This is a genomic window from Enterovibrio makurazakiensis (assembly GCF_050336585.1).
Classification (GTDB): Bacteria; Pseudomonadota; Gammaproteobacteria; order Enterobacterales; family Vibrionaceae; genus Enterovibrio; species Enterovibrio gelatinilyticus.
The window spans coordinates 25734-39554 of the sequence record NZ_JAKJSE010000036.1 but is presented as its reverse complement, the minus strand read 5'-3'; the positions used below and the strand labels follow the sequence as shown (position 1 = coordinate 39554).

The following is a 13821-nucleotide window of genomic DNA, read 5'->3' as shown; positions in this document are numbered from 1 at the left end:
TCCTGGCTGGCATCTGGAAGCAGTATCCGTGTTTTCGGAGTGATGAAGGTATGAATCCGCTTCGGACAGTGATGCGGGTAGGTTGCATGTTGAAATGATGGAATGGCTGAGCCTACAGAGCGTGCCTGATAATCGCCTTATGACCAAATTGCTAATCTATATTTATGCTGTGTTTGCTTCTTTCTCTCTTCTCGCCGTCGGCAAGGAAGACCATGGATACCTGTCTGGTGTGAGCTTACCAGCAGTGAACCATACGCTCGCTGATGGCGTCACGAATATTACTACATTGCTTGTTGTCCTCGTGATTGTTCTGACAGGAGCATTGGTCGTTAATAACTTGATCATTAAGCGCAACCAAAGTGAGATGCAAGAGCAACGACAATTACTCAAACAAGCCGAAAAACGACTGCAAATTTCAAAAAAAGCGGCGCAATCAGCCCAACAAGCCAAGCGCGATTTTCTTTCCAATATGTCTCATGAGTTTCGCACGCCTCTGAACGCCATCATTGGTATGTCTCAACTGGCACTTGATGCAGGGCTGGAAGGTAAGCAACAGCAGTATATTCGGCGGGTTGTGACGTCAGGACATGCATTGTTGGACGCCGTGAATGCGACATTGGACTTTACCAATGTGAAAGCCGGAAACCTAGAAATTGAGTGGGTTGAGTGTAATGTCGAAACCATTCTATCACCTGTGGCAAAAGCGCTGGGAGAGCGGGCCAGAGATAAAGGGATACTGCTGTGCGTGAATGTCGATATGTCTATTCCAAAAGTCATTGACGCAGACATTGTTCGAATGACTCAGGTGTTAATGGCGTTGGGAGACAATGCCATCAAATTTACTGATCATGGAGAGGTTATCATTTCAGTATCGCTGGAATCTCGCCGTGAAGACGATGTGAAAATCCGCTTTGCCGTCACAGATACGGGGATAGGTATTAAGCGCAAAGAGCTGGAAATGTTATTTCTGCCATTTTCTCAAGCCGACACCTCAACGTCACGAGCAAAGGGCGGAAAGGGGTTGGGTTTGTCTCTCTCCAAAGAGTTGGTGGCGCTGATGGGGGGCGATATCCAAGTTGAAAGCCGTGTGGGGATTGGAACTACCCTTTCTTTCACACTCCCATGTCAATCAGGGGTGCGAGAAAATACGAGGCTTGGCGGTGCTTGGTCTCGTGCTTTGACCACAAAAAGTGTTTTGGTAGTCGCATCTCACACAACGCTTCAAGCCAACATTTGTGACCCTCTTGTGTTTGCGGGTGCGAATGTCAGTCAGTGTCGTAGTTTCTCCGAATTGGAAGAGTGTCAGAAGGGTATAGAGCGTGGTAACTACGCGCATCTTGTGGTGGATTGGGAGGGTATTGATCCCGACATGAAATCACTACTGACGAGCATATTTATTGCATTGGAGACTCCGCCGAAAGTGCTGCTACTGAGCGGTCCAAATGATAATTTCGATATTGTTGAAACACGCCCGCCTTTTCCGTTTAATTGGCTTGCAATGCCGACCTTGCCTTCCGCGTTGATGCGCACGTTAACTGACGAAAACAATACAATCAGTCCTATTCGTTTAAGTTCCTTTGAAACTGGGCCTGAGCTGGAACTGGAAGATGTTCCAGAGGAAGAGTGGGTGCTTCGAGATCGCGTCATATTGTTGGTTGAAGATAACTTGATCAATCAAGAAGTCGCGATTGGCGCGATGGAAAGTTTGCCGGTGAGAGTGCTTGTGGCAAACAATGGCGACGAGGCGATTCAATTATTAAAAGCACATGCCATTGATTTGGTGCTCATGGATATGCAAATGCCTGTTGTTGATGGGGTGACAGCAACCAAAATCATTCGCCGAGAAATGGGAATAACGACTTTACCCATTTTAGCCATGACCGCCAACACCGATTCACACGATGTCGCTGCCTGCCGTGAAGCGGGAATGAATGAGCATATTGCAAAGCCCATAAATTTCGAATTGTTGAAAGAGCGACTGATTTATTGGCTAGCGATTTCTGAGTACAAGCCTGAAGACACCCAACGCCCTCGCTTCTCACAAGATTCCACCGTGGTGAAAAGTGATGACATTGGCATGGCGGTTGAAACGCCTCCAGCGTTGTTGGCTGAAGAGACACCATCCAACTCTCAAGTCTCAGAGCTTGACGATGTTAGTAACAATACTGAGGTAACAACCCCGCAACCGCAACCGCAACCGCAACCGCAACCCAAAAAAGCAGATCTTGAAGCGGACGAGACCCGAAGGAGAGCAATAATGGAATACACCGAAACCATGTTCGACCTGATGGTGGATAATGTCCCCGGTATTAACCTTGCCGACGGCGTTAAACGCTTGGGGGGCAACAAGGCAAAATATCTCAAAATACTGTCGCTTTTCCTCAACTCTCAGGTGAGTTCTGTAGAGCAATTGCTGACGTCGGATGACAATAGCGAGAAAGGCATTTTGGCGCATTCGTGTAAAGGTGCGGGCAGCAACATTGGCGCGGATGAAATGGCCGGTGTCGCCTCGGCGTTGGAAGACAAATATAACGCGGGAGAACCCGTATCAGAAAGTGAAGTGCTAGTGCTGAAATCGATGATTATCGCTGCCATTGAGAAGTTTGATGAAATAGCCGCTAGCGCAGAAGAAACGCCTGAGCCGCAAGCCGACGAAGAGATCAAACCGCTTGATGCTTATCTTGTTGAGCAGATCAATGCGTTGCAAGTCAGTTTGCAAGAGTTTGATATTGAGGTGCAGGACAAGGTGACTGTTTTGGCGAAAGCACTGCCGCAATGGTGCAACCAGCTTGAGGAGTTCCAGCGTTTGCAGGAGGCGATAGGCCAATTTGATTTTCTGACAGCAGAAGACCACCTTAAAGACCTGAAAAAGAAAACGGGTTGAAGACAATGTCACACCAGACAGTCAACGTGAAGCTCTGGATCAATTGAAATAAAAAAGCCGATGCATCAGCATCGGCTTTTTTTTACCAATAAGCGCGTGGCTTATTTAGCTGCTTCCGCGTCGTCAGCTTGTTTCGCTTGAATCGCAGTTAGTGCAACTGTGTAAACGATATCGTCTACCAGTGCGCCGCGAGACAGGTCGTTCACAGGCTTACGCATGCCCTGAAGCATTGGACCGATAGAAACCAAGTCAGCAGAACGTTGTACTGCTTTGTACGTGGTGTTACCGGTGTTCAGGTCAGGGAATACGAATACAGTCGCTTTACCCGCTACTGGCGAGTTAGGCGCTTTCGATGCTGCTACGTTTTCCATGATCGCTGCGTCGTACTGAAGCGGACCATCGATGATCAGATCAGGACGTTTCGCTTGTGCCAGTTTCGTTGCTTCACGTACTTTATCAACGTCTGCACCCTTACCAGATTCACCGGTAGAGTAAGAGATCATTGCGACGCGTGGCTCGATACCGAATGCAGCAGCAGAGTCTGCAGATTGGATAGCGATTTCAGCCAGTTGCTCAGCCGTTGGATCAGGGTTGATCGCACAGTCACCGTAAACCAATACTTGATCAGGCAGAAGCATGAAGAAGATTGACGATACGATAGAGGCATCAGGGGCTGTTTTGATGATTTGGAACGGAGGAACGATGGTGTTTGCTGTGGTATGAACCGCACCAGAAACCAGACCGTCAACTTCACCCGCTTCAAGCATCATGGTGCCAAGGAAGACTGAATCTTGTAGCTTCTCACGAGCAACAACTTCGGTCATGCCTTTCGCGCCACGCAGCTCAACCAAACGAGCAACGTAGTTTTCACGTACTTCGTCAGAGTTGATGATGGTCACGCCAGCGCCTAGCTCAACGCCTTGTTGCGCAGCAACACGACGAATCTCTTCTGGGTTACCCAAAAGCACACACTCAGCAATCTTACGCTCAGCACAGATAGCCGCTGCTTTTACTGTACGTGGTTCGTCGCCTTCAGGCAGAACGATACGCTTCGCTGCTTTACGCGCGAATTCAGTTAGCTGGTAGCGGAAAGCTGGTGGGCTTAGACGCAATGCACGGTTAGAACCGACAGACAGTGATTCAATCCAGTTACCGTCGATGTGGCTAGCCACATGTTCGTTAACGAACTCAACACGCTCTTTATCGTCCGCAGGAACTTCAAGGCTGAAGCTTTGAAGGTTCAAAGACGTCTGCCAAGTGTTACCTTTGGTCGTGAATACTGGCAGGCCAGATTCGAATGCACGCTGGCACAGGCCACGCAACTGTTCTGGGATGTTGTAACCGCCAGTCAGAAGCAGAGCACCGATTTCCAAGCCGTTCATTGCAGCAAGACATGCAGCAACAATAACGTCAGGACGGTCAGCAGAAGTTACCAGCAGTGAACCTGCACGGAAGTGCTCAACCATGTTCGGGATAGAACGCGCACAGAACGTGATGCTCTTAATGCGACGTGTGTTGATTTCACCTTCGTTAACGATTTCAGCATTCAAGTGCTTAGCCAGATCGCTAGCACGAGTTGCAATCAAATCGATGCTCCAAGGCACACAACCCAGAACGCGGATTGGGCTTGAATTGAAGATTTCCATCACTTCCACGTTGCCTGATTTCGCTGCGTTCGCGTCATCAAAGACGTCAGACAGGTCAGGGCGAGTGCGGCCTTCTTCATCAACAGGTGCATTGTGCTTGTTGATGATAACGCCAGAGATGTTTTCGTTCTTCGAACCACCGAAGTTAGAGACTGCAACTTCAATGCGCTCTTTTAGCTGTGCAGGGTTGTCGGTACCTGGAGTGGTAACGAAAACAATTTCTGCGCCTAGTGTTTTCGCGATCTCAAAGTTAACTTGGTTCGCGAATGGGTGGTTACGAGTCGGTACAAGACCTTCAATCAGTGCAACTTCAGTACCTGCAGTTGCGCCTTTGAAACGCGCGATGATTTCTTCCATCAACACGTCGTTTTGGTCAGTACGGATCAGCGCTTCAGCGTTTGCCATGGTCAGTGGCTCTGCCACTTTCATGTCGCTGTTTGCTTCGATAATGGTGGTCGTCAGATCTGGCTGGTTGTCGCCATGACGTGGTTGCGCGATTGGTTTGAAAAACGAAACGCGAACGCCCTTATGTTCCATCGCACGCAATACGCCAAGACTGACACTTGTCAGGCCAACGCCAGCACCGATAGGAATGAGCATAATAGTACGGGACACGGATAATTCCTCTTTACTATGTCAAAACCAAAGCCCGCGAAAAGCAGGCTTTGTTGAGGTGTTCAATTTAGCCATTCACTATGCCAAATTGAAACGACTGATCGCATTGATCAGCCGCAAGTTCACATCAGTGGCTAATTAAATAGCAGCTAGACGTGCGGTATCTTGAGCGATAACCAGTTCTTCGTTGGTAGAGATAACCATCGCAGGAACACGGCTGTTATCAGAAGTGATAACGCCTTCGCCGCCGAAGCGAGCTTTCAGGTTGCGCTCTTGGTCAACTTCAACACCTAGAAGGCCAAGACGGTTTAGCACTAGCTCACGGATTGGGCCAGAGTTCTCACCGATACCACCAGTGAACACGATCGCGTCCAGACGGCCGTCAAGACATGCAGTGTAACCAGCAACGTATTTAGCAAGACGGTGACAGAATACGTCCATCGCGCGCGTTGCTTCTTCTTTAGTGCCGTAGTTGTCTTCAACGAAACGACAGTCAGAAGTCACTTCAGTCAGACCAGCAAGGCCAGACTCTTTGGTTAGCATGTTGTTGATTTCTTCAACGCTGTAACCCAGTGCATCGTGCAGGTGGAAAATGATTGCTGGGTCTAGGTCACCAGAACGGGTACCCATTACCAGACCTTCAAGCGGCGTCATACCCATTGAAGTGTCTACAGACTTACCGTTTTTGATAGCACATACAGATGCGCCGTTACCTAGGTGACAGTTGATGATGTTTAGTTCTTCAACTGGCTTGCCAAGTAGGTTTGCTGCTTCTTGCGCGATGAAGAAGTGAGAAGTACCGTGCATGCCGTAACGACGGATACCGTTCTCTTTGTACAGCTTGTACGGAAGCGCGTATAGGTACGCTTCTTCTGGCATAGTTTGGTGGAACGCAGTGTCAAATACTGCAACGTTTTTCAGCTCTGGGAATGCAGCTTTAGCCGCTTCAATACCAACAAGGTGTGCTGGGTTGTGAAGAGGTGCAAAGCTAGAAGCATCTTGAATGCCTTTCAGAACGCTGTCACAGATAAGTGCAGATTGAGTGAACTGCTCGCCACCGTGAACAACACGGTGACCAATTGCGCCCAAGTTTTCTGCCAGTTCAGGCTTAGAAGCCAGAATGGTTTCAACGATGAAGCTCAGTGCTTCTTTGTGTGCAGCACCTTCGCCCAGTTGAGCTTCGTGTTTGCCGTCCAATTTCCACTTAATGCGAGCTTCTGGCAGGTGCAGACACTCAGCCAGACCAGACAGGTGCTCATCACCTGTTTGTGCGTCAATGATAGCGAATTTCAGCGATGAGCTGCCGCAGTTAAGAACAAGAACCAGCTTAGACATTTGAGACTACCTATTCGTGTAAAGTAGAGTGTGTTAACTATTCGAAGAAGGATAGTTGAAAAAAAATTCACCAACCTTCTCACAAAAGCAATAAGCAAAAAATTTGTCGCGGAATAGATGCATCGCCCATCGGTCCCTGATATGCAACGAAAAACGCCAGACAGACTCACCTACTGCGCTCACCTTTCTGGTGATTTGTTGCGCTGCCGGTTATCCATATGGCGTTTCTGTGGTTGCGAGATAATCAAATCCGAGCAACAATTGATTTAGGTCGGCTAAGAATAGCGATACTTGCGGCAGATAACAAAAACTTTTGAGTCATTATTGATTTGAATTAATGTTTTTAAACTTTATTTTAAAGGTTGCGGCAGGATTTTAGCTGATAATACAGAGACATCGCTGAGAGGTATGCGCCGTATGAGCAAAAAATCGATGTGGAACAGTTTTCGTGATGGTCAGAAGTATATGACCGAATGGCCAGTCCGAAAGGAGTTGGCTCCCATGTTCCCTGAAAATAGGGTAATAAGAGCAACACAGTTTGCTGTCAAAGTGATGCCTGCTGTTGCGGTCATCAGTGTGCTGATACAAATGGCGTTCAATAACTACGCAGGATTGCCTCAGGCAATGATCATGGCGTTGTTTGCATTGAGTATGCCCCTGCAGGGGATGTGGTGGTTAGGAAGACGTCGCGACACCCAATTGCCTCCAGCTTTGGCGGGTTGGTATCGTGAGCTTCATGAGAAAATTGTGAGTGAAGGTGGCGCAATGCAGCCGATCAAAAGCCAACCTCGCTACAAAGAACTTGCGCAAACCTTAAACCGAGCATTCAAGCAATTGGATAAATCGTCACTGGAGCGCTGGTTCTAACTGCCTAGGCATTTATCAAGCGATCCGTTGAATGAAGAAACGCCTCGATTATGAATCGAGGCGTTTTTGTTTTCAGCCCTAAACCGCCAACGTCAGGTGATGGCGTACCTGTGCTTACGCTGCCTGAAGTGATTTAACACTACTTTTCATGTCTAAAACTCAGTTTGCCAAAACCCAACACACCTGCGATTCCTTGGCGGTTTGTTCATCGGTGGAGGTGCAGAGCTAAGTGCTACTCTCTGGATGCTCGATAAAACAGTCAGTTAATAAACAAAAAGAACAATCCATTTATCATCAGGTTTCGTACCCATTCCAAACGCACTGATGCGTCGGACTGAGTGAGCACCCAATGAATGCAACCTGTTCTCGATTACGTTTGATATTGGGTGACCAACTCAATGCCAGCCATTCCTGGTTTCGCGATCAAGATGACAGCACCTTGTATGTCATCGCCGAGCTTCACCAAGAAGCCCGCTATGTGCCTCATCATGTACAAAAGGTCTGTGCCTTTTTCGCCGCCATGTCTGCATTCGCACAGGCATTGCAACACGCAGGGCACAGAGTCTTGCACCTCACCTTGGACGACACCGCGCCGTTTTCGGATTTACCTGCTTTGCTTACCCACCTCATTGAGCAACACGGCGTGAGTGCATTCGAATACCAATTGCCGGATGAGTATCGTCTGAGGGAACAACTGTCGGTATTTGCATCCTCGTTGTCTATTGCTTCCAATGTGGTTGAGTCAGAGCATTTCTACCTTTCTGACCAAGAACTTCCCCGCGACTTTAAACAAGGTAAGCGACACCGTATGGAAGCCTTCTACCGCAAGATGCGTGTGCGCTTCAATGTGTTGATGGACGGCGAAAAACCTGAAGGCGGACAATGGAACTACGATGCTGACAATCGAAACAAACTCAAAGCGAAAGACATCGACGATGTACCAGAGCCACTGCTGTTTGGTCATGATGTCACTGACATTCTCGCGCGTATCGAACGCCACAACATCAAGGTGATCGGAAAGCCTGACTCAAACCTGCTATGGCCGACAACACGCACGCAAGCGAAGGCGTTACTGGCTTTCTTCTGCCAGTATTGCTTACCCAACTTTGGACGCTTCCAAGATGCGATGACAGGGCAGGCCGATGAAGAAGGCCAGCGCAAACAATGGAGTTTGTATCACTCAAGGTTGTCCTTCGCCCTTAACAGCAAAATACTCAGCCCACAGCATGTGGTGGAGATGGCGGTTTACCATTACCAAACACGACCTAATGACATTAGCTTGGCGCAGGTGGAAGGCTTTGTGCGGCAAATCATCGGTTGGCGCGAATTCATTCGTGGCATCTATTGGGCGAACATGCCCGACTACGCCAATCTCAATAGTTTGTCCGCGACGCGTGATTTACCGTCATGGTTTTGGACGGGCAACACCAAGATGGCCTGCATGAAACATGCGATTGAGCAGTCACTCGATTATGCGTATGCCCATCATATTCAGCGCTTAATGATCACAGGTAATTTTTGCCTGATTTCGGGCATTGCCCCTGAGCAAGTGGATGAGTGGTATCTCGGGATTTATATCGATGCGATCGAATGGGTGGAATTGCCGAACACACGCGGCATGAGCCAGTTTGCCGATGGCGGCATTGTTGGCTCAAAAGCCTATGCAGCAAGCGGCAACTATGTAAAGAAAATGAGCGATTACTGCACGAACTGCCACTATAAGGTCACGAAAACCACCGAAGATGATGCCTGCCCGTTGAACTCACTGTATTGGCATTTTATGGACAAACACCAAGACGATTTTGGGGGTAACCCCAGAACCAAAATGGTGTATGCGAATTGGAATAAGAAATCAGATGAGCAACAAAGAGCGGTGTTGGGCAAGGCGGCTCATAGCCTCAAAAACATCGAGAAATTGTAGTGGCTGAACGTTTTTGATTTGCCTTGAGCCTTGAGCCTTGAATCAGGAACAATCTGGAGCTTTCCGGCGGCTATGGCGCATGGTTCCAATCGCAGCATTCATCTCCTCTTCTGATAACCATTGCTCGGGAAGAGGGTTCACGATTAATCGATAATCTCTAACGTCGTTTGGCAGCGGCGCATCTTGGGTTTGCGGTGAAATGATGGCGATATTGAGATTGGGGTTTCGCGCCAACATGCGGCTGGCAATGCCTAAACCATTTTCGACATGAAACGCGCCCGCAATGTGCATCACTTTGTGATTCGGATTTTCTGCTAAAAACGCAACCATGCTTTCTGCCATGGTGTCATCCCACGCGATTTGCGCCAAATACTGGTTATTGGTTTTCTCTTCATCGCCGTGGAACATTACAGACAAGAACTTTTCTTTGTAGGGGGAGGCCTCACTCGATAGCCTGTTCGCGACGTGACGTCTCTTTTCCGCTGGTAATGTATCAAGGTAGCCTTCCCCCTTAGCGGCAAGACAACGGACGATCTCTTGTGTGGTATTTGCCGCGATAACAGGCAGCGCATTGGTCTTGGCGATTTCAATCAAGGGGCGATAATCACTGGCGTAGTTTGGCCATTTCTCGCTTTTTCCCAACAGTTCGCTTTCCCCAAAATTACCTTGAAGGTAACCATCTATCACGCTTTGATCTGGTCGTGAAAATTGCTCCATAGAGAGTGCTGTGGCGGGATAACGCGCTGAGAGGGTGGCAAGCAACTGCGCTTGGAATAAGTGAATGCCGGGGTGTGTGTGCCATTCTCCTACCAATATGACGTCAGCGTCACTCAGTGCATTGGCGAGTTCGTTGAGCGAATAAGGAATACCATTGGAGGACTCGATTTGGTAGTCGTAAAGTGTGCCTGTGGGGGCGGGTGTTTCTTTCGGCGTAAGCGGGTGAGTGCAACCTAAAAGCGTCGCGAGAATGAATGCTGTGGAGAATGCGCGTATCGACATGAATTCATGACCTTGAATATCAGGAGATACGCACCAGTATGACCGAAAATGTGGATGATTGCTTTGTTGCGTTATTCCCGCATTTTTAGGCTTTCTTGCGATAAACGCGCAGGGTGAAATCCGCTTCACAGTCAAACTGCTCAGTCTCTTTTAATGTCTGCCACAACGCGTCAGGTGCTCGCCATGCAAACGGCGTCATTTGAAGCAATGTGGTCGCATCTTCACTGTTTAGTGTCATGGGATAAGCGACGCTGGTTTCAGTATCCAATTCGAAGCCCGGAAGCGCTTCGACAGGCACGTCGTGAAGTTTTACTTCATCGTAAATGCCCGCCTTTAATTGATACAAGTGGCGAGGCCCAGGTGTCACAGTGACGACCACGCCGTTGTCTTTGACGGTGCGTTGCAATTCTTCCCCGTTACACGGCGCATAGATGCGCACGACAGCATTTAGCTGGGTATCGGAGAAGGGAAGGCGCTGGCTTGATGCCACAAGAAATTCGCAGTCTGAATAGCGTTTGGCGGCATGACGGATCATGACTTTGGATATGTCGAGGCCAAGCACCTTGGTGTCAGGCAATGCCTGCGCAAAATGGCTGGTGTAATACCCTTCGCCACAACCTATGTCCAAAAGCTGGGTGTATGACTGTTCGGCTAGTAAGTCAGAAAGCAACTCACACACCGCATCGCGCATTGGCTGGTAGTGACCGCCGTTAAGAAACTGACGACGAGCCAGCATCATTTCTTTGTTATCACCGGGATCTTTTGAACGCTTATGCTGAACCGGAAGAAGGTTCACATACCCTTCTTTCGCCACATCAAACTGGTGGTTGTTGGTGCATTTGTAAGTGCGTTCAATGCGCTTAAGCGGAAGCTGACACAGCGGGCAAAGGTATGATGACATAGTGATGTTTCGACAAGAATGGATGAGCGGCAAGGATACGGTGTAGGGGCTGGGGGTTCAAGCAAGGTGAGGAGAATAGAAGAAGAAAATTCATAGAGACAATTGTCAACGATGCGAAAGGCAATGCAGCCGCATTTATCATGGAGCAATACACCACGATCTGCGTCTTACTGTTCTAAGCACGTTTCTCTTGAAGACTTGAAATTACGGGTAGGTGCTATCTTTGGGTCTATCTAAAGCTATTTAACACTGTGGGTATAATGCGTAGTGAGAAGCAGGTAAGGAATAAAAGACAGTTCGTTTTATGAACAATAAATTATTCTAGCATACTGATATATAATTTATTTCTAAGCTTGATTGATTATAGCTTTACACGTGCAGTTGAATATAATATTTTAGCGGCGCATAAGCGATTCGCTTAGATACTGCAGCCAATATATTAAAATAACTGAACTAAGCTCTTAGCTGAGCGCTACGTAAGTAGCAGGTGCCAAGGCCCACACCCTCCATTTGCCTCCCCCATCGCGGACCGAGAGTAGAGGGAGGACGCTAGGTTTAGCCAGAAGAATAGTGGCAGTTTTCAGTTATTGTTGGTGTATGTAAACACTATTCTTCAAGCTCTGGATATTGAGTGATGGCTAAACCTTTTTCGTTACCTTAGGTCGATATGTATAGACTCCATCCTACAAAAACATCCACATCTGTGATATCCAACTTCAGCAACCTATGCACTGCTCTCAATATCAGTGAAGCTGAAATGCAGAAAGCGATTTTATTACCAATAGAAGAAAGGTACGTTGCGGGGTCTGTTAACAAGTCAGATGGCACTAGTAGGGCTGTATTCAAACCACATAATCTAATCAGGAAAATCCAACGACGAATTAATAGAAGAATTTTCAAGAAATTGGTAATTTGGCCTAGCTACCTATATGGTTCAATCCCAAATACGATTGATATAAATACTAAAGTAGTATTGGAGCATAAAGACTATGTCAATTGTGCTGCTCAACACTGTAGCTCAAAAAGTCTTCTTAAAATGGATATTAAAGATTTTTTTGATAATATTCATATTGACTATGTACTTGAAGTGTTTACGGGTTTCTTTAATTTTCCTATAGATGTATCTCAAGCATTGTCATCAATTTGCTGTAAAGGTGACACGTTAGTTCAAGGCGCATTGACTTCAAGCTATCTAGCGAACCTAATTTTGTGGAATGTTGAAGGGGAATTAGTTAAAAAACTAATCCGAAAGAACTTAACTTACACGAGACTAGTCGACGACATTACTGTCTCGTCAAAGGTTTCTAATTATAAATTTGACTTGCCAATTAGCTTAATTACTAGTGCCTTAATAAGTAAAGAGCTACCAGTTAACGGTGAAAAAACACAGATTAGCTATGTATCCTCGTCACCTTTAACAGTGCATGGTATGAGGGTGAATTTTCCAGAACCAAGATACCCCTCAGATGAAATAAGAAAACTACGGGCTAGTGTTCACAACCTTCAATGTCTAGCGTCTCAGGCTGGGTATCGGCAAAGTCATGCCTACAGATCAGATTATGCCCGTTGTATGGGTAGGGTGAATAAACTAAAGCGCGTTAAACACGAAAAGCATAAAGTATTATTAGCTAAACTCAATGAGATTCAGCCCTTACCGTCAGAAGTTGATAAAAAACGTTGTATGCAAATGTTAAATCGTTTGAAAAGTGATTTTTCAATTAAAGGAGATAGTTATTGGTATAGGAAAAGGTTTTATCGTCTCCATGACCGTCTCAATGTTTTGCAGAGGAAAGCTTCATATAAAGAGTTGGCAGAGGAAATCAGAGAAAGTATGAAGAGTATTAAGCCTAGTTATGATGAATGATCTGAAAAAATACCCTTTTTTCATGAAATGCCTAAAGGCTATTTCTGTTCTTCTTTTTGTTTTACTTATTTTTGTTATTTTATCTTTGGTTGAGACGGTAATAGAAAAGGAATTATACCTTCAAAAGATTTGCATTTCGAATGATTGCTTGAAGTTAGCGTATGATCAGTTTGAGTATATAATAAAATTCTCAATGACAATAGTGTCGGTTTTAACATCTATTCTGACTACATTTGGTATATTTATTGCTGCACTTACTTTTGTAAATACATCCAAGACAAATGCTTTAAATAGTCATATTAATCATTTTAAGATATTTTCGGATTATGTTTCTTTTGAGGTGAGTAAACGAAGTTCAGTAAGGTTGACGTCTATTGATGTTTTTAATTGGTACAATTTGATTTTTGAGGAATCAAAGGTGGGCTCTATAGCTGTGTCACTAAATTATATAAGTGCAATCAAAAATATAAATTTTGAAATATCAAAATCAAATGACCAATCTAAAAAGGTAACTGATGGTTCATATAAGTATAAAGACCACCAAAAGCGCATGATAGAGGCTCTTTCTAAAATAGGAATCATACTTCCGTTGGCTCCACGAAATGATTTCATTATGATAGAGGGAGAATTCCATAGTTTGGTTCAAGCGATCAACAATGCTTTTTGTTCTGGATCTTCTGTGGATAATTTACTAGAACGCAGTTATATATAATTAGCTTTCAACATTAAAATATATTGTCAGGTATCAGTCTCCACCTGGTTTTTTAAAATAATTGCACTATGGCATTA

The 13821-nt window shown here is 46.2% G+C and carries 9 protein-coding genes; 5 read left to right on the top strand and 4 right to left on the bottom strand.

All coding sequences use genetic code 11. The features are described from left to right. Positions 1-139 precede the first annotated feature (139 nt). Positions 140-2884: a hybrid sensor histidine kinase/response regulator gene (locus L4D06_RS22970; RefSeq protein ID WP_429741642.1), complete on the top strand. Its 2745-nt coding sequence runs from the start codon at positions 140-142 to the stop codon at positions 2882-2884. 101 nt (positions 2885-2985) lie between these two features. Here L4D06_RS22970 and pta read toward each other — a convergent pair whose 3' ends face one another. Together pta and L4D06_RS22960 are read right to left on the bottom strand one after the other, a co-directional pair. Beyond that, on the bottom strand, positions 2986-5130 hold the full coding sequence (pta, locus tag L4D06_RS22965) for a phosphate acetyltransferase (RefSeq protein WP_274165254.1): 2145 nt from the start codon (positions 5128-5130) through the stop codon (positions 2986-2988). 153 nt (positions 5131-5283) lie between these two features. Continuing rightward, positions 5284-6480 carry an acetate kinase gene (locus tag L4D06_RS22960; RefSeq protein ID WP_429741619.1) on the bottom strand — a complete coding sequence of 399 codons (1197 nt, stop codon included), beginning with the start codon at positions 6478-6480 and terminating at the stop codon, positions 5284-5286. Between the two features lie 417 nt (positions 6481-6897). On the opposite strand from L4D06_RS22960, the gene yfbV reads away from it, so the two are divergent. Together yfbV and L4D06_RS22950 are read left to right on the top strand one after the other, a co-directional pair. After that, complete coding sequence (gene yfbV, locus L4D06_RS22955; protein ID WP_274165215.1) at positions 6898-7347, top strand: terminus macrodomain insulation protein YfbV; 450 nt, start codon at positions 6898-6900, stop codon at positions 7345-7347. Between the two features lie 349 nt (positions 7348-7696). After that, entirely contained in the window at positions 7697-9268 is a 1572-nt protein-coding gene (locus tag L4D06_RS22950; protein WP_429741617.1) for a cryptochrome/photolyase family protein, read from the top strand. Positions 9269-9310: 42 nt separating this feature from the next. On the opposite strand, the gene L4D06_RS22945 is transcribed toward L4D06_RS22950, so the two are convergent. Both L4D06_RS22945 and rlmA read right to left on the bottom strand, forming a co-directional pair. After that, positions 9311-10267 (bottom strand): ChaN family lipoprotein, encoded by a 957-nt coding sequence (locus L4D06_RS22945; RefSeq protein WP_429741615.1) that lies wholly within the window; start codon positions 10265-10267, stop codon positions 9311-9313. 85 nt (positions 10268-10352) lie between these two features. Further along, complete coding sequence (rlmA, locus tag L4D06_RS22940) at positions 10353-11168, bottom strand: 23S rRNA (guanine(745)-N(1))-methyltransferase (RefSeq protein WP_429741613.1); 816 nt, start codon at positions 11166-11168, stop codon at positions 10353-10355. Positions 11169-11925: 757 nt separating this feature from the next. On the opposite strand from rlmA, the gene L4D06_RS22935 reads away from it, so the two are divergent. After that, positions 11926-13032 carry a reverse transcriptase family protein gene (locus L4D06_RS22935; RefSeq protein ID WP_429741611.1) on the top strand — a complete coding sequence of 369 codons (1107 nt, stop codon included), beginning with the start codon at positions 11926-11928 and terminating at the stop codon, positions 13030-13032. Then, on the top strand, positions 13022-13744 hold the full coding sequence (locus L4D06_RS22930) for a retron Ec48 family effector membrane protein (protein WP_429741609.1): 723 nt from the start codon (positions 13022-13024) through the stop codon (positions 13742-13744). The genes L4D06_RS22935 and L4D06_RS22930 overlap by 11 nt, the downstream gene beginning before the upstream one ends. Positions 13745-13821: the final 77 nt, after the last annotated feature.

Coding starts and splice junctions, on each gene's coding strand:
- L4D06_RS22945 (WP_429741615.1), bottom strand. CDS start 10,267: ATGTCGATACGCGCATTCTCCACAGCATTCATTCTCGCGACGCTTTTA.
- L4D06_RS22950 (WP_429741617.1), top strand. CDS start 7,697: ATGAATGCAACCTGTTCTCGATTACGTTTGATATTGGGTGACCAACTC.
- L4D06_RS22960 (WP_429741619.1), bottom strand. CDS start 6,480: ATGTCTAAGCTGGTTCTTGTTCTTAACTGCGGCAGCTCATCGCTGAAA.
- L4D06_RS22935 (WP_429741611.1), top strand. CDS start 11,926: ATGCAGAAAGCGATTTTATTACCAATAGAAGAAAGGTACGTTGCGGGG.
- L4D06_RS22930 (WP_429741609.1), top strand. CDS start 13,022: ATGATGAATGATCTGAAAAAATACCCTTTTTTCATGAAATGCCTAAAG.
- rlmA (WP_429741613.1), bottom strand. CDS start 11,168: ATGTCATCATACCTTTGCCCGCTGTGTCAGCTTCCGCTTAAGCGCATT.
- L4D06_RS22970 (WP_429741642.1), top strand. CDS start 140: ATGACCAAATTGCTAATCTATATTTATGCTGTGTTTGCTTCTTTCTCT.
- yfbV (WP_274165215.1), top strand. CDS start 6,898: ATGAGCAAAAAATCGATGTGGAACAGTTTTCGTGATGGTCAGAAGTAT.
- pta (WP_274165254.1), bottom strand. CDS start 5,130: ATGCTCATTCCTATCGGTGCTGGCGTTGGCCTGACAAGTGTCAGTCTT.